The organism is Rhodococcus sp. IEGM 1307, assembly GCF_030056915.1.
GTDB classification, from domain to species: Bacteria; Actinomycetota; Actinomycetes; order Mycobacteriales; family Mycobacteriaceae; genus Rhodococcus_F; species Rhodococcus_F opacus_D.
The window spans coordinates 132858-148251 of the sequence record NZ_JASHKW010000013.1 but is presented as its reverse complement, the minus strand read 5'-3'; the positions used below and the strand labels follow the sequence as shown (position 1 = coordinate 148251).

12 protein-coding genes are annotated in these 15394 nt (G+C 66.6%); 4 read left to right on the top strand and 8 right to left on the bottom strand.

Annotation, left to right across the window (positions count from 1 at the left end; translation table 11 throughout):
- Window position 1 precedes the first annotated feature (1 nt).
- From QM841_RS24940 to QM841_RS24930, 3 genes are read right to left on the bottom strand one after another with little or no spacing between them, the layout of a single operon-like run.
- The gene (locus QM841_RS24940) at window positions 2-193 is read right to left on the bottom strand and encodes a ferredoxin (protein ID WP_280784211.1); all 192 of its coding nucleotides are present in this window, start codon (window positions 191-193) and stop codon (window positions 2-4) included.
- A gap of 44 nt (window positions 194-237) precedes the next feature.
- Window positions 238-1437: a cytochrome P450 gene (locus QM841_RS24935; protein WP_283334144.1), complete on the bottom strand. Its 1200-nt coding sequence runs from the start codon at window positions 1435-1437 to the stop codon at window positions 238-240.
- A complete protein-coding gene (locus QM841_RS24930) occupies window positions 1427-2977 on the bottom strand; it encodes an APC family permease (protein ID WP_283334143.1) in 1551 nt (516 codons plus the stop codon). The genes QM841_RS24935 and QM841_RS24930 overlap by 11 nt, the downstream gene beginning before the upstream one ends.
- A gap of 163 nt (window positions 2978-3140) precedes the next feature.
- On the opposite strand from QM841_RS24930, the gene QM841_RS24925 reads away from it, so the two are divergent.
- Complete coding sequence (locus tag QM841_RS24925) at window positions 3141-3893, top strand: FadR/GntR family transcriptional regulator (protein ID WP_280784208.1); 753 nt, start codon at window positions 3141-3143, stop codon at window positions 3891-3893.
- Window positions 3890-4630 (top strand): cache domain-containing protein, encoded by a 741-nt coding sequence (locus QM841_RS24920; protein WP_283334142.1) that lies wholly within the window; start codon window positions 3890-3892, stop codon window positions 4628-4630. Before QM841_RS24925 ends, QM841_RS24920 begins: the two co-directional genes overlap by 4 nt.
- A 229-nt stretch (window positions 4631-4859) precedes the next feature.
- Here the strand turns inward: QM841_RS24920 and QM841_RS24915 are convergent, their stop codons facing one another.
- The 5 genes from QM841_RS24915 to gabT are packed head-to-tail and all read right to left on the bottom strand — an operon-like array spanning window position 4860 to window position 10888.
- Window positions 4860-5669 carry a gamma-glutamyl-gamma-aminobutyrate hydrolase family protein gene (locus QM841_RS24915; RefSeq protein WP_283334141.1) on the bottom strand — a complete coding sequence of 270 codons (810 nt, stop codon included), beginning with the start codon at window positions 5667-5669 and terminating at the stop codon, window positions 4860-4862.
- Complete coding sequence (locus QM841_RS24910) at window positions 5666-6790, bottom strand: CaiB/BaiF CoA transferase family protein (RefSeq protein WP_283334140.1); 1125 nt, start codon at window positions 6788-6790, stop codon at window positions 5666-5668. The genes QM841_RS24915 and QM841_RS24910 overlap by 4 nt, the downstream gene beginning before the upstream one ends.
- The gene (locus QM841_RS24905; RefSeq protein WP_283334139.1) at window positions 6787-8253 is read right to left on the bottom strand and encodes an aldehyde dehydrogenase family protein; all 1467 of its coding nucleotides are present in this window, start codon (window positions 8251-8253) and stop codon (window positions 6787-6789) included. Before QM841_RS24905 ends, QM841_RS24910 begins: the two co-directional genes overlap by 4 nt.
- Window positions 8254-8304: 51 nt before the next feature.
- Window positions 8305-9498 carry an acyl-CoA dehydrogenase family protein gene (locus QM841_RS24900; RefSeq protein ID WP_283334137.1) on the bottom strand — a complete coding sequence of 398 codons (1194 nt, stop codon included), beginning with the start codon at window positions 9496-9498 and terminating at the stop codon, window positions 8305-8307.
- A gap of 31 nt (window positions 9499-9529) precedes the next feature.
- Entirely contained in the window at window positions 9530-10888 is a 1359-nt protein-coding gene (gene gabT, locus QM841_RS24895; RefSeq protein WP_280784202.1) for a 4-aminobutyrate--2-oxoglutarate transaminase, read from the bottom strand.
- Between the two features lie 166 nt (window positions 10889-11054).
- Here gabT and QM841_RS24890 point away from each other — a divergent pair, with 166 nt between their 5' ends.
- Together QM841_RS24890 and QM841_RS24885 are read left to right on the top strand one after the other, a co-directional pair.
- The gene (locus QM841_RS24890; protein ID WP_283334135.1) at window positions 11055-14252 is read left to right on the top strand and encodes an NAD-glutamate dehydrogenase domain-containing protein; all 3198 of its coding nucleotides are present in this window, start codon (window positions 11055-11057) and stop codon (window positions 14250-14252) included.
- A complete protein-coding gene (locus tag QM841_RS24885; RefSeq protein WP_283334133.1) occupies window positions 14249-15274 on the top strand; it encodes an isocitrate/isopropylmalate dehydrogenase family protein in 1026 nt (341 codons plus the stop codon). The genes QM841_RS24890 and QM841_RS24885 overlap by 4 nt, the downstream gene beginning before the upstream one ends.
- Window positions 15275-15394: the final 120 nt, after the last annotated feature.

The window sequence follows — 15394 nt, the reverse complement described above, 5'->3', positions numbered from 1 at the left end:
TTCAGCTCTCGTCGAGGAAGATCGCTTGCACGGGGCAGACGTCGGCGGCCTCTTCCACCTCGCCGCGCTGGGAGTCGTCGGGGTGCTTGTCGTAGACGAGCTTCCCGTCGTCATCCATCTGGAAGACCTTGGGCGCGGCGATGGCGCACTGCCCGTGGTCCTGGCACATTCCGTAGTCGACGCGAACGTCCATTTCTTTTACCTCTCTTACCGAAAACGAAGTGATGGTGGTGCGTGTCAACCGCGCTCGAACGCGATCGGCAGGAAGATCGGGCCGGTGTTGCCGCTGAGCGGCAGCCAGGTGGCGATACCGTCGATGGTCGGGTTCTTCAGCCGCTGGGCCAGCAGGGGCAGTGCCTCGCTCATGTCGCTGCGGGCGACGAAGTGGCCGAGGCAGTGATGCGCGCCGCCACCGAAACCGAAGTGCGGCACCCGCTCCGCGGTCAGGTCGAAGGGCTCGCCCTCGATCACTCGCGGGTCGGTACCGGCGGATTCGGACAGCAGGTGGATGGTAGTGCCGGCCTTGATCTCGAGGCCCTGGTACTCGAAGTCTTCGAGCGCTTCGCGGGTCACCCAGGTGACGGTCGGGCTGACGCGCATGACCTCTTCCACCGCCGCCTTGCCCAGCTCGGGGCGTTCGGCGAGCAGCTTCCACTGGTCCGGGTACTTCATGAACGTTTGCAGGGCCAGGCCCAGCTGGTTGCGGGTGGTGTCCATCCCGCCGAAGATCAGCAGGACCAGCGACACGCGCAGCTCGTCGTGGCTGAGGTGTTCACCGTCGCGTTCGGCGAGGACGAGTCGGCTGACGAAGTCGTCGCCCGGGTTCGTGCGCCGGTCGGCGATCAGTTCGTCGGCGTACTCGTAGAGCCCTTCGAGTGCGGCCTCGACCTTGGCGAGGTCCTGCTTGAGTGTGACGCCCAGGGCCAGCCCGATGTCGTTGGACCAGGCGGCGATCTTCTTCCATTCACCCTCGGGGATACCGAGCATGATCGCGATGACGCGGGCCGCGTAGGGCTCGGCGAACTCGGAGGCGAAGTCGCAGCGGCCGCGCTCGTGGAAGTCGTCGATCAGCTCGTTCGCAAGCGCCTGGAACCTAGGAACCAGGCCGCCGATCAGTTTCGGGGAGAACGCGGGGTTCATCAGTCGACGCAGACGATGGTGGTCGTCGCCCTCGAGGTTGAGCAGTGCACTCGACCACCAGTGCGCGAACGGGCCTTCGTTGACTCCGTTGTGCGCCGGCCACGCCCAGCTTCCCTGCCGCAGGCGCCGGTCTTTCATCAGCTTGCTGACCTCGTCGTAGCGCAGGACGGCGAGTCCATAGCTGGTGTGGGCGAACCAGCTGGCCTCGCGTGCCTGACGGACGGCATCGGACTGCACCGAGAAGGTGGGGTCGGCCAGGTTCAGAAACGGCGCGTCGGTCAGTTGATCAGTGGACATCGGTGGCTCCTGCGGGTTCGGGCTGCGGTTCGGGAGAAGTCGCGTGAGTGGGACTGGGACGCTTGCGGATCGCGTCACCGAAGGGCGCGGTTCCGTTGTTGTGGGAACGGGCGAGGACCATGTAGAGCAGGCCGCTTCCGATGACCGCGGCGCACAGCAGGGCGACGATGTAGTTGTCGTACCAGGCGGCGTCGGGAGTGCGCGGCCAGCTGATGTTGATGATGGCGGCGACGCCGTAGACGAGGGCGCCGATGTTGACCGGCATGGCCCACTTGCCCAGCTGGTATTTCCCGTTCGGGATCCAGCCCTTGACGCGGGCCCGCAGTGCGGCGAAGACCACCATTTGGAAGGCGATGTAGATGCCGATGGCGCCGAAGCTGATCAGCTTGGTCAGGGCGTCGGTCGACACTGCCGACCCGACGATCAAGATGCCGGGGACGACGGCGACGAACAGCAGCGCGTAGGGCGGGACGGCGCGGTGGTGGTCGAACTTCGACCAGAGCCGGCTGCCGACGATCATCCCGTCGCGGGCGTAGGAGTAGATCAACCGGCTCGCCGCCGCCTGCAGACTCAGCGCGCAGGAAACGAACGAGATCAGCACGACGACGATCACGATCTTCGCGCCGATCGGTCCGAACGCGTCGCTGAGGATGGTCGCGACCGGATCCGGGTCCTCACCGCTGATGACGGCGCCGAAGTCGACCACGGACAGGATCAGGCTCAGACACACGAAGGTTGCCGCGGCGCCGCCGATGTAGATGGTGCGGCGCATGGACTTCGGGATCTGAATGCCAGGATTCTTGACTTCCTCGGCGACGTCGCCGCAGGCCTCGAAACCGTAGTACTGGAAGACGCCGATCAGGCTGGCGGCGAGGAACGCATAGAGGAAGCTGTGTGAGCCCTGCGCCCCGAAGCTGTCGAAGAGAACTCCCAGGCCGTGGTGGCGCTCGGCGACCAGCAGCCAGATGCCGACGACGAGGGCGCCCACCAGTTCGGCGGCAAAGCCGAAGATCGCGGCGTAACCCAGGATCTTGGTGCCACCGAAGTTGATGACCGTGGCAAGGACCAGCACAGCGAGGGCGCAGACGATGGTGGTCGTCACCGAGGGGGTGAACCCGACCACGGTGGCCACGAACGGTCCCGCACCGTAGGCGACGCCGGCGATCGTGGCGAGCAGGGCGAATAGGTACACCCAGCCGGTCATCCATGCCCACTTTCGGCCCCACAAGCGGCGGGCCCAGGGGTACACACCGCCGGCGACGGGGAACTGTGCGACGACCTCGCTGAAGACCAGGGCCACCAGGAACTGGCCGACACCGGCGATCAGCAGGCTCCAGATCATCGGCGGTCCGGCAGCGACCAGCGCGATCGCGAAGACGGTGTAGATGCCGACGACCGGGGAAAGGTAGGTGAAGCCGAGGGAGAAGTTGGCCCACAGGCTCATGTCTCGTTTGAACTCGGACTCGAAGCCGAGGGCGGCGAGTTGGGCGTCGTCGTCGGAAATGGCGTCGTCAGGACGCTGGGGAAGTTTCTGGGGCACGGGACTCGTTCTTTCGGTCGGGGATACCGCGGGGCCGTGAGGGGTGAATGTCCGGTTTTGTGGGGCCGGTCACATCCGCCCCTTAAACATATAGAGTGATAGTTCATAGTTCAAGGCGTCAGGGTTACGATCGTGTTAGCTCTACGACCTCAGGGGGTAAGCGGTGGCGATCGACCAGCTTGGAGGCTTGACTGCCCTCGGTGCTGTTCTTGCCCCACTCGACGGCGGTGGCCCTCGCACGGATGCCGTTGTGCAGCGCATTTCCGCAGCTATCGGGCTCGGTGTGATGGTCGACGGTGAGCAGTTGCCCCCCGAATTGGACCTCGCCGGTCAGCTCGGGGTGTCCACGGTGACTCTGCGTGAGGCCTTGGCGGTGTTGCGCAACCAGGGACTGGTGCACACCAAGCGCGGACGCGGCGGCGGCAGCTTCGTCAAAGCGTCCGCCGACATCGTCCAGAGCAATTCCCTGAGCCGCCTGCAGCAGCTGAGTGTGGAAGAGCTGCGCGACATCGGCGACGAGCACTTCGCGGTCTCCGGCGCAGCAGCCGCCCTGGCGGCCCGCAGAAGCCTGAGCACCGATGTGACCCGCCTGCGGGGGCTGGTGACCAGGATGCGGGAGACCGCCGAGCCCTTTCAGTGCCGCCGCGCCGACAGCCGCTTCCACATCGAGGTCGCCGTGAGTTCACAGTCCTCACGGTTGACCCGAACCGAGGTCGGATTGCAAGCTGAGTTGTCGGCATTGATCTGGCTTCCGCAGGTAGCGGTCGATCCAGCCGAGGAAGCCGACACCCACCACGTTCTGGTGGATGCGATCGAGGCCGAAAACCCGGATCTCGCGCGGGAATTGGCAGAATCTCACAGCGCTGCCCACATTCGCCGCCTGATCAAATTACGTATGGAGCTGAGGAACGAATGAGTCCAGTCGATGACTCGCGGCTGCCGGCAACGGCCGACTCGGTCGGGGAGGCGGCGACAGACCTTGTCGAGGTGATCTACGGTTCCCTCGTCTCGATCGGTGATGCCCTCATCGAGCTGTGGACCAGGCTGCAGACCGACGGAACGGCACCGCGATCGACGGACCTCGAATCACTCAAGAGCAGCGTCGTCGGCGAACTCGCTGCCCGCGGCCCGCTGTTCAACGGTGCGGGAGTGGTCATGGCCGACGGGAGCCTCGCCGATCGGCAGCGCTACCTCGAATGGTGGCGCGCCGACCGCGGCGACGGACCTACCTCGCAGCGGCTGGTACTCGACCTCAATCCGCGCAGCGAGTACTACTACGACTATTCCGATATGGAGTGGTTCGTGATACCGCGGGATCGGAACGAGAAGTGGGTGTACGGACCATATCTCGATTACACCGGTGTCGACCTGTACGTGTGCACCTTCGCGGTGCCGGTCAGGCTCCGCGATGGAACCTTCCTCGGTATTGCCGGCGCCGACGTTCCGGTGTCGAGTATCGAATCGACCCTGTGGCCGCAGCTGCGCCGCGCGGGGTCCGGTCTGGTCCTGGTCAATGCCGACGGCCGGGTCATCGTGGGAAACGACCCGGAATACATCACCGGATCCAAAGTCCCCTCCCGTGCCCGGTCGGGCGTGGCAGTGCCGGTGCGGGCCACTCCCTGGGCGCTGGTACCGCTTCACCGGGCGGACTAGACCCGACACGCCAATCGCAATGCGGGGTGGGCGCCCCGGGGCATCGGACACCGACCGTGGTGATCCCGCCAGGTAGCGACAGCAGTCCCCCACTGCGATGGCGGACAGCCAGGCGCGGCGAAACCGTCAACCCCGCAGATTCTTCGGTCCAGGTGCGCACGAGTGAGGCCGGGCGCGCTGATCGAGCGTCGCCCGGCCTCAACCAGGGATCCAGTTGTGCTGGACTTCCTTACACCGCGGATTCGGCTCGGTTTCGCCTTTTGGTCTCAACGTGCGCCGTTGAACGCTGGACGAACGCGCGGAACAGGGCTGTGCGGTCCTCGGCCGATCCGTCGGTGTCCTCGGGGTGCCATTGCACACCCACGATCCATTTGCTCTCGTGTTCGACGGCCTCGACGACACCGTCGAGGCCCCGGGCGGTCACTCGCAGGCCCTCGCCGACGGCGCCGACCGCCTGGTGGTGTCCGTTGCGGACGATCACCTGGGATCGGGACAGGATCTGTTCGAGCCGAGAGCCTTCGGCGACGATCACCGTGTCGTCGAGGAACATCGGCTCCCCCTCCCCGCCCCGGTGCGGATTGTCCTCCCCCAGATCCGGGATCAGTGTTCCACCGCAGGCGAGGTTGATCATCTGGGAGCCGCGGCAGATGCCGAGCATCGGTGCCTCGAGCTTGAATCCGAGGTCGATCGCGGACAGGGTGCGTTCATCGGTTCCGCGGTCGACGCCGTAGAGGTTGTCGACGTACTCGGTGTGCCCGTAGAGGGTGGGATCGACATCTCCCCCACCGAGCAGCATCACCCCGGCGGTCTCCTCGTCGATGGAGAAGGGTGCGTCGCGGGAGATGTCGATGACGGTGACCCGAGCTCCCAGCTCCACCAGCGTGGTCAGCGCAGAGCTGGTGAAACGCACGATCAGGTCACGGGTCTCGGTCGTCAGGCCGGGAAAGTTCAGGGGCACCACAACGGTGATCAGTGGGCCCATCCCCTGCTGGGCCCCGTCGGGGAGCACATCGGTGAGCGTGACCGGATCGATGTTCATGCGCGAACCTCCTGACCGCTTCCGAGACGTGTTGGTGCACTGCGGTATTGCACCGGCGTGCGGGACAGGGAGATCGGGTTGGCAACCTGGGGGGTGCTGCTGCCGGGGACGTCGACGCCGGTGTCGAGGCCGAGGTGCTTGGCGAAGTCGAATGCTTCGGCGATGTCGTTGATCGGCCCGGCGGGCACTCCCAGGGTGCTCAGGGTGTGGAACCAATGGTCGGCGCCATGGGCCGCGAAGCGGGCGCTGACGACGTCGAACAGTTGCGCTCGGTGGGCCACCCGTGCGGTGTTGGTCTCGAATCTCTCGTCGGTCGCCAGTTCCGGGACACCGAGGGCGGCGCAGAGCTGGGTGAATTGTTTGTCGTTGCCGACGGCGAGCGCGATCGGGCGGTCGGCGGTCGGGAAGACCTCGTACGGGGCGATGCTGGGATGCCGATTGCCCAGAATCGTGGGGATCTTGTCGGCACCGAGGTAGCCGGACGCCTGGTTGACCAGCGACGACAGCAGCACTGAGAGCAGGTTGGTGTCGACGCGCTGGCCTTCACCGGTCGCGGTGCGGTGATGCAGGGCAGCGAGAATGCCGGTTGAGGCATGCAGCCCGGTGAGCACGTCGACCAGAGCGACACCGACCTTGGTCGGGGCGCCCGGTTCTGGGCCGGTCATGCTCATCAGGCCGCCGACCGCCTGGACGAGCAGGTCGTAGCCGGACAGCGCGGCGCCGCCCTGATTGCCGAACCCGGTGATCGAGCAATAGATCAGGTCCGGCTTGACCTCTCGCAGGTCGTCATAGCCGAGGCCGAGCCGCTCCATGGTCCCGGCCCGGAAGTTTTCGACCACGACATCGGCGCGGCGGACCACATCGCGGGCGCGGGCGCGGTCGTCATCGTTGCCCAGATCCAGCACCAGCGAGGTCTTGTTGCGGTTGACCGAGTTGAAGTAGGTGGCGTTGCCTTCGTGGTCGAAGGGCGGGCCCCACGCTCGGGTGTCATCGCCGGTACCCGGGCGTTCGATCTTGATGATCTCGGCACCGAGGTCACCGAGGAGCATCGTGGCGTAGGGGCCGGCGAGGACCCGGCTGAAGTCGGCGACGACGATGCCGTCGAGTGCGCCCGGGCTCATATCGTCGCCTGCCCGCCGCGCAGGTACACCGTAGTGGTGTGGGTGAAGAATTCCCGGGCCGAGCGGCCCTGCTCCTTCGGACCGTATCCGCTCTTCTTCGCGCCGCCGAACGGGACGTGGGGGTCCGCGCCGGCGGATTCGGAGTTGATGTGCAAGATGCCGACATCGATGTCGTCGATGGCGTCCAGTGTGCGGGTGAGGTCCTGGGTGAAGATGGCCGCGGAGAGACCGAATTCGCTGTCGTTCGCCAGGGCGAAGGCCTCGTCGTCGGTGCGTACTCGCCGGACCGCCAGTACGGGGCCGAACAGTTCCTCCCGCCAGACGTCGGGCGACTGCGAAGGCAGCTCGAGGATGGTCGGGGGAACGAAATACCCTGTTGCCAAGGTGCCCTCGGCGTATGCGTGGCCGCCGGCGATGCGCCGCGCGCCCTGTTCGAAGGCGCGATCGATGCCCGCTTGGATCGAGGTGCGGGCGGCGGCGTTCACCACCGGTCCCATCTCGGTGCCGTCCTGAACGGGGTTGCCGACGTTCATCGCGTCGGCGCGTTTGCCGAGTTCGGCGAGGAAGTCCTCGGCGATGTCGTCGGTGACGATCAGCCGGGAGGTGGCGGTGCATTTCTGTCCGGTCGAGCGGAAGGCCCCGAACATCACCTGTTCGGCGGCCAGTTCGAGATCGGCGTCGCCGAGGACGACGGCGGCGTTCTTGCCGCCCATCTCCGCCTGCACCGGGGCCCCGCGGGCGGCGCCGGCGGCGGCGATCTTGCGGCCGACCCCGGTGGAGCCGGTGAAGGTGATCGCGTCGATGCCGGGGTGTTCGACGATGCCGTTGCCGACGGCGCCGTTCCCGATCACCAGGTTCAACACACCGCCGGGCAGGCCGGCGTCGGTGAGGGCCTGGGCCAGGCGCATCGCCAGCAGCGGCACGGTGCTGGCCGGTTTCCAGACCACGGTGTTGCCGTAGGTCAGGGCCGGGGCGATCTTCCAGGTCGGGATGGCGATCGGGAAGTTGAAGGGGGTGATGACACCGACCACGCCGATGGGTTTGCGGGTGACCAGGATGCGCTCGCCCCGTCGCGGCGAGGAGAAGACCTCGCCGGCGTCGCGGTCGGCGTCGTTGCCGTAGTAGCGCAGGATCTGGGCCGCGCGCAGTACCTCGCCGATGCCTTCGGGTTTGGTCTTGCCTTCTTCGCGGGCGAGTTCGGTGCCCCAGTCCTGGGCGGCGTTCTCCACGATGGCCGCGGCACGGACGAGGATCGCGCCCCGCTCGTGCGCGGGGGTGCGCGCCCACTCTCGCTTGACCCGTTGGGCTGCCGCCACGGCGCCGTCGAGTTCCGTGGTCTCGGCCAGTCGTCCCTGGGCGACGACGACGTTCGGCTCGGCCGGGTTGGTGCTGGCGACGGTGTCGCCGCCGCCGTCGAGCCACTGTCCGTCGACGAGATGGCGCAGTTGCGCGGGTGTGGTCATGTCGGATTCACCTCTGGTGCGGGATTGGTTTGCGAGAGTGGGCGCGGTCGGTCAGCGGAAGGCTGCTTGCCCGGTCAGTGCCTTGCCGATCGAGAGCATGTGCATCTCGCTGGTGCCCTCGTAGGTGAGGACAGACTCGAGGTTGTTGGCGTGCCGCAGCGGCGGGTATTCGAGGGTGATGCCGCTGCCGCCGAGCACCGTGCGGCACTCGCGGGCGATGGCGATGGACTCGCGGACGTTGTTGAGCTTGCCGAGGCTGATCTGCTCCGGCAGTACTCCGCCGTTGTCCTTCATCCGGCCCAGGTGCAGTGCCAGCAACAGGCCCTTACCGAGCTCGAGGGTCATGTTGGCGAACTTCTCCTGGGTGAGCTGGAAGCTCGAGAGCGGCTTGTCGAACACCTCGCGGGAGCCGGCGTAGTCGATCGCGGCTTCGAGGCTGTCCCGGGCTGCGCCCAGGGCCCCGAACACGATGCCGAAGCGGGCCTCGTTCAGGCACGACAGCGGTGCGCTCAGGCCGCGGGCCTCGGGCAGCTGTGCGGACTCGGGGAGCCGCACGTTGTCGAGCACGAGCTCGGAGGTCACCGAGGCGCGCAGCGACAGCTTCTTGTGGATGTTGTTGGCGGTGAATCCCTTCGTGTCGGTCGGCACCAGGAATCCGCGGACACCCTCATCGGTCTGCGCCCAGATCGTGGCGACGTCCGCGAGGCCGCCGTTGGTGATCCACATCTTGGTGCCGTTGAGCACCCAGTCGCTGCCGTCGCGGCGGGCCCGGGTGCGCATGCCGGCGGGGTTGGAGCCGAAGTCGGGCTCGGTCAGACCGAAGCAGCCGATCGCCTCGCCGGCGGCCAGTCGCGGCAGCCACTCCTGCTTCTGCTCTTCCGAGCCGTAGCGGTAGATCGAGAACATCGATAGCGAGCCCTGTACCGAGACGAAGCTGCGGAAGCCGCTGTCCCCGGCTTCGAGCTCGAGGCAGGCGAGGCCGTAGCTGACGGCATTGGTTCCGGCGCAGCCGTATCCGTCCAGGTGCATACCCAGCACACCGAGCTGCCCGAACTCCTTGGCCAGTTCCTTCGGAAGCGTGGCGGATTCGAACCAGTCTTCGACATTCGGCTTCAGACGGGTGTCGACGAACTTGCGCACTGTGGCGGCGATGTCGCGTTCCTCCTTGTCGAGGAGGTGGTCGGTGCCGAACAGCTCGAGGGGGCGCAGCGGGCCGGTCTTCCGGGGCGCGGTCAAGGTGGTCATGGGATGGTGTTCCTTCTTCGGGTGCGGGGTACTACAAAGCGGCGAACGCGTCGCGGAGAACCGAGAAGCCTTCGAGGAGGAGTTCGTCCGAGATCGACAGCGGGGGAAGGAAGCGCAGGACGTTGCCGAAGGTGCCCGCGGTCAGGGTGAGCAGGCCGTGGGCGAGGCAGTACCGGTTGATCGCGGCGACGGCCTCACGGTTGGGGGTCTTGGTGCCGGGCTGGACGAGCTCGATCGCCACCATGGCGCCGCGGCCGCGGATGTCTCCGATGATGTCGGTGGTGGCGGCGATGTCGCGCAGTTCGCGGAACATGAGGTCGCCGATGGTCTGCGCCCGCTCGAGCAGGTGGTCTTCCTCGATGGTCTCGAAGACGCCGAGCGCGGCTTCGCAGGCGGCGGGGTTGCCGCTGTAGGTGCCGCCGATCCCGCCGGCGTGCGCGGTGTCCATGATGTCGGCGCGACCGGTGACCGCGGCGAGCGGCATCCCGCCGGCCAGGCCCTTCGCGGTCACGACCAGGTCGGGCACGACGCCCTCGTGCTCGGAGGCGAACCAGGTACCGGTGCGGGCGATGCCGGCCTGCACCTCGTCCGCGACGAACAGGATCCCGCGGTCCCGGCAGAAGTCCGCGATCCGCCGCAGGAAGCCCTCGGCGGGGACGATGAATCCGCCCTCGCCCTGGATCGGTTCGACCACGACGCAGGCCACCGCGTCGGCGCCGATCTGCGAATCGACGAGCATCTCGAACTGGGTGAACGCCTCGTCGGCCGCGTTCTCGGCGCCGCTCGGCCACCGGTACGGGTAGGCCATCGGTGCGCGGTACACCTCGGGCGCGAACGGGCCGAAGGTGCTCTTGTACGGCTGGTTCTTCGCCGTCATCGTCATCGTCATCAGGGTGCGGCCGTGGAACGCGTGATCGAAGGTGACCACCGCGGGCCGGCCGGTGGCCGCCCGCGCGTACTTGACGGCGTTCTCCACCGCCTCGCTGCCGGTGTTGAACAACGCGGTGCGCTTCTCGTGATCACCGGGGGTGAGCCGGTTGAGCGCCTCGGCCACCGCGATGTACGGCTCGTACGGGATGGCGAGGAAACAGGTGTGCGTGTACTTCGCCAGCTGCCGGGAAGCCCGCTCGACCACCCGCGGGGCGGCGTTGCCGACGGTGGTCACGGCGATACCGCTGCCGAAGTCGATGAACGAGTTGCCGTCGACGTCGACGAGCACTCCCCCGCCGGCGGCCTCGGTGTAGATGCCCGCGCCGCTGGTCAACCCCGCCGGAAGGGCGGCGGATCGGCGGGCAGCGAGTTCCTCGGAGCGGGGTCCGGGTACCTCGGTGACGATGCGGCGTACCTGCTCGAGCTGCGGTCCGCCGACGGGTGTGTGCACAGCAGTCATGTCGTGTCCTTCAGTCGGGTTACCGAGGACTGTATGAGCGACACCACACCGACGAACATGGCCGAGTTGTACAAATCGGAGCGAGCGATTGTCCCAGTGGGCTAACTCGGTTTCGGCGCCGCTCGCCGCACACTTGCAGCATCGACCGAGTTGGAAGGAAGCTGCAATGGGCAATGGCGCCTCAACGGCAGATCAACTGACCTCACCACTGGCTGTGGACGTCAACGAAGCGATCGGACGGCTGTTGCTCACCAGCAGCGACCGCTCCGACACACCGCGAATGGTCTTCCTGTGCGACCTCGCTCGCGATGGCACCGTCGAAGCGGTGATCCTCTGGCCCGGGACGACGCCGCTGCTGGCCGACGTCGCCACGATGTTCGAGCACTTCGGGCTCCGTGTCGCCGACCGGGAGACATTGCCGCTTCCTGCGGATCTGTCCGGCAGTGCGGCGTTGCACAAGTTCACTTTTCGGGCGCCGCAGGTGTGGCAGAGCCGGTCACTGAGCCTGGTGTCGGAGGCATTCGAAGCGCATGCGCTGCACGGGTTCGAGATCGACGACTACGCGAAGCTGATCCTCACGGCCGGGTTGTCCTGGCGCGACATCGTGCTCGTCCGGGCGGCCAGCCGGTTCGTCCGCCAGGCCGGGCTGGGGTTGTCCGAGCACTATGTCACCGACACCCTGCTGCGGCACACCGAGTTCGTCGAGTCCCTCGTGCGCTATTTCGGGGCACGGTTCGATCCCGAGCTGGACGACCGGGATGCGGTGATCGCCGATGCCGCTGCCGACGTGCACGAACACCTCGATGCGGCAACGACCTTGGACGAAGACCGGATCATGCGGTCGCTGGAGTCGTTTGTCACCGCATGCCTGCGCACCAACTGGTACCAACTCGACGGTGCCGGCACCCCGAAGCCGTATTCCTCGTTCAAGCTGGACTCGAGCAAACTCGCGCTGACCGGACCGGTCGTTCCCTACCGGGAGATCTACGTCTACGCCAACGATGTCGAGGGCATCCATCTGCGCAGCGGGGCCGTCGCGCGCGGTGGGCTGCGGTTCTCCGACCGCCCCGAGGACTACCGCACCGAAGTGCTGGGATTGATGAAGACCCAGACGGTGAAGAACTCCCCGATCGTCCCGGTCGGGGCCAAGGGGGCCTTCGTTCGCAAGAACCCGGATATCAGCCCCGCAGAGGCGTATACGACGTTCATCCGCGGCCTGTTGGATGTCACCGACAACATCGTCGATGGTCGCACCGTCGCACCGCAGCGCACTGTCACCTACGACGGCCCCGACACCTACCTCGTGGTGGCCGCCGATAAGGGAACCGCGTCGTTTTCGGACCTAGCCAACAACATTGCCCTCGACGCCGGGTACTGGCTCGGTGACGCGTTCGCCTCCGGCGGCTCGAGTGGGTACGACCACAAGGCGATGGGCATCACCGCGCGCGGAGCCTGGGTCTCGGTGCGCCGGCACTTCGACGAGATCGGCGTGGATGTGGACGCCGATCCCATCTCTGTCGTCGGGATCGGCGACATGTCCGGTGATGTGTTCGGCAACGGGATGCTGTTGTCGGGCTCTCTCAAGCTGGTTGCAGCGTTCGACCATCGGCACATTTTCATCGACCCTGACCCGGATCCGGCACGCTCGTTCGCCGAGCGCCAACGCCTGTTCGCCCTTCCCGGAACCACGTGGGATCACTACGACCGCGGCGCCCTGTCTCCCGGCGCCGGCATCTGGCCGCGCACCGCCAAGCGGATCTCGCTCTCGCCCCAAGCCCAGGAATTACTCGGTGTGCAGCAGAATATGATCTCGCCGAACGACCTGATCAAGGCAATCCTGACCGCCCGTGTCGACCTGTTGTGGAACGGCGGAATCGGCACATACGTCAAAGGGTCCACCGAAACCCACTCCGACGCCGCCGATCCGGTCAACGATTCGGTGCGTGTGGATGCCGCGCAGCTGCACGCCTCGGTAATCGGGGAGGGCGGCAACCTCGGTCTCACCCAGCGGGCACGCATCGAGTACGCGCTCGGAGGCGGCCGCATCAATGCCGACTTCATCGATAACGCTGCCGGTGTCGCCACTTCAGACCTCGAGGTCAACCTCAAGATCGCACTCGATGTCGCCGTACACAGCGGACGAATCAACCACTCCGAACGCAACGCCGTCCTGTCCGCCTCCCGCCCGGATGTCGCCGATGCGGTGCTCTGCAACAGCGAAAGCCAGACGTTGGCCATCAGTCTCGCCGCCTCGCAGGCACCGCAACTGTTGAACCGTCACGAGCGGCTCATCGACAATCTCGAACACAACAACGGCATCAACCGTGCCACCGAGGTACTACCGACGAAGAAAGAGTTGGTATCGCGGACGCAGGCCGGGCTCGGGCTCACCCGCCCCGAGATCGCGGTCCTGCTCGCCCAGTCGAAGAACGTCGTGCAACAGGACCTGCTCAATTCCTCGGTTCCCGACGAACCGGTCTTCGCATCGGCCTTGTCGGCTTATTTCCCACCCCAGATCCGGGAGCAGCTCTCCCAGGAAATCCGTGACCATCGGTTGGCCCGGGAGATCGTGGCGACGAAGATCGCCGACGACCTGATCAACCACGTCGGCCCCGGCCTGATCTACCAGCTCGACGAACGCCTGGGCGTCAAGACCCCGGCCGTCGCACGGGCCTACGCTGTGGTCCGTGCCGTGTTCGACGTCGACGAGCTCTGGACGGACGCCGAACAGCGCACCGACGTCACCGCCGTCGAGCGTTGGAATCTTCTGCACACCCTTCAGCACTTCATCGAGCACACCGCCTCGTGGATTCTGCGCCGCCGGCCCGCACCGTTGGATGTCGAGTCGGAGATCGCCCGGTACCGTCCCAGCGTTCGCGAGTTGTTGGCCGGTCGTCCCCGCCCGACCACGATCGCCGAGACCACCGAGCGGCTGCGGTTCCTCGGCGAGGTCTTCGACCTGATCGAGACTGCCCAGCATCGCGGCTGCCCTGTCGAGACGGCTGCGGCCATTCACACCCGGTCGGATTCCGAACTCGGACTGACCTGGTTGACCGGCCGGCTCGACGATCACGTCACCACAAACTGGTGGGATGCGATGGCCGCCGCCACCGTGCGCGACGACCTGGCCGAGCGGCACCACGAGCTGGTCGGGGCAATCCTCGACCTCGACACGGGCGGCGAGGACCAGATCCGCGTGTGGCAGGCCCGGGCGGCCGACGCCATCAGCCGCTTCTCCCGAATGACCGCCGAACTCCGACGCGACGGCGTGGTGGACGTCTCCCGCGCCTGCACCGCCAGCGCCGAGCTGAAGCTGCTGGTCCGGAGCACCGGTGTCGGCGGGGCCGAGGACACCGCTGCATGAGCGAGCCCGTTTTGCTGAGCATCGGTGTTCTGCTCGGCGATGGGATCGGGCCCGAGGTCGTGCCCGCGGCTGCGAGCGTCATCGATGCGGCGGTGGCGGTGCACCCCGAGGTGGCGATTACCTGGCAGCGGTTGCCGATCGGCCACGAGGCCATCGCCACATATGGGGAACCGATACCCCCGACGACACTGGCCGCCCTCGACGACCTCGATGCATGGATCCTCGGTCCACACGACAGCGCCTCCTACCCGCAGCCGTGGCGCAGCCAGCTCACCCCCGGTGGCACCATCCGCAAACGGTTCGACATGTTCGCCAACATCCGCCCGGCTCGGGCCCTGACCGGAACCACCGCGGTGTCACCGACGATGGACCTGGTCGTGGTGCGCGAGAACACCGAGGGTCTTTACGCCGACCGGAACATGCACGTCGGGTCCGGTGAGTTCATGCCCACCCCAGATGTCGCGATGGCGGTCGGTGTCGTCACTCGCCGTGCGTGCGAGCGGATCGCCCACGAGGCGTTCCGCATCGCCCGCAGCCGCCGGCGTTCGGTGACGATCGCGCACAAGGCCAACGTGCTGACCATGACCACGGGACTGTTCCGCGACGTCTGCCTCGAGGTCGCAGAACAGTACCCCGAGGTTTCCGTCGACCATCAGCACATCGACGCGCTCGCCGCCCACCTCGTCCGGCGCGGAGACAGTTTCGATGTGATCGTTGCCGAGAACATGTTTGGCGACCTCCTGTCCGACCTGACCGGGGAACTGGCCGGCTCGATCGGGATCGCTCCCTCACTGAACTCCTCGGAAACGCGGGCCATGGCCCAAGCCGCGCATGGCGCCGCACCCGATACCGCCGGGCTCGGTATTGCGAACCCGATCGCGACGATCCTCTCCTCAATGATGCTGCTGCGCTGGCTGAGCATCAAGCATGACCGTTCCGTCTGCGCCGAGATTGCGTCGACGATCGAGGATGCTGCATCACCCGGCAAACATCGTGTCACCGTGAACCGCACGGCGTCGTAGGGTCGATTCTCCCGAGCCGACCGGTGTCCTCTACGTGAATGACACTGCAAACCAGCAGAAGTGAGTCCGCGACGGCGACGAACCGAAACCCTTGCGCTCAGACTCGCAGCACGCCCGCCG

Coding starts and splice junctions, on each gene's coding strand:
- QM841_RS24940 (WP_280784211.1), bottom strand. CDS start 193: ATGGACGTTCGCGTCGACTACGGAATGTGCCAGGACCACGGGCAGTGC.
- QM841_RS24935 (WP_283334144.1), bottom strand. CDS start 1,437: ATGTCCACTGATCAACTGACCGACGCGCCGTTTCTGAACCTGGCCGAC.
- QM841_RS24920 (WP_283334142.1), top strand. CDS start 3,890: ATGAGTCCAGTCGATGACTCGCGGCTGCCGGCAACGGCCGACTCGGTC.
- QM841_RS24915 (WP_283334141.1), bottom strand. CDS start 5,669: ATGAACATCGATCCGGTCACGCTCACCGATGTGCTCCCCGACGGGGCC.
- QM841_RS24910 (WP_283334140.1), bottom strand. CDS start 6,790: ATGAGCCCGGGCGCACTCGACGGCATCGTCGTCGCCGACTTCAGCCGG.
- QM841_RS24905 (WP_283334139.1), bottom strand. CDS start 8,253: ATGACCACACCCGCGCAACTGCGCCATCTCGTCGACGGACAGTGGCTC.
- QM841_RS24900 (WP_283334137.1), bottom strand. CDS start 9,498: ATGACCACCTTGACCGCGCCCCGGAAGACCGGCCCGCTGCGCCCCCTC.
- gabT (WP_280784202.1), bottom strand. CDS start 10,888: ATGACTGCTGTGCACACACCCGTCGGCGGACCGCAGCTCGAGCAGGTA.
- QM841_RS24890 (WP_283334135.1), top strand. CDS start 11,055: ATGGGCAATGGCGCCTCAACGGCAGATCAACTGACCTCACCACTGGCT.
- QM841_RS24885 (WP_283334133.1), top strand. CDS start 14,249: ATGAGCGAGCCCGTTTTGCTGAGCATCGGTGTTCTGCTCGGCGATGGG.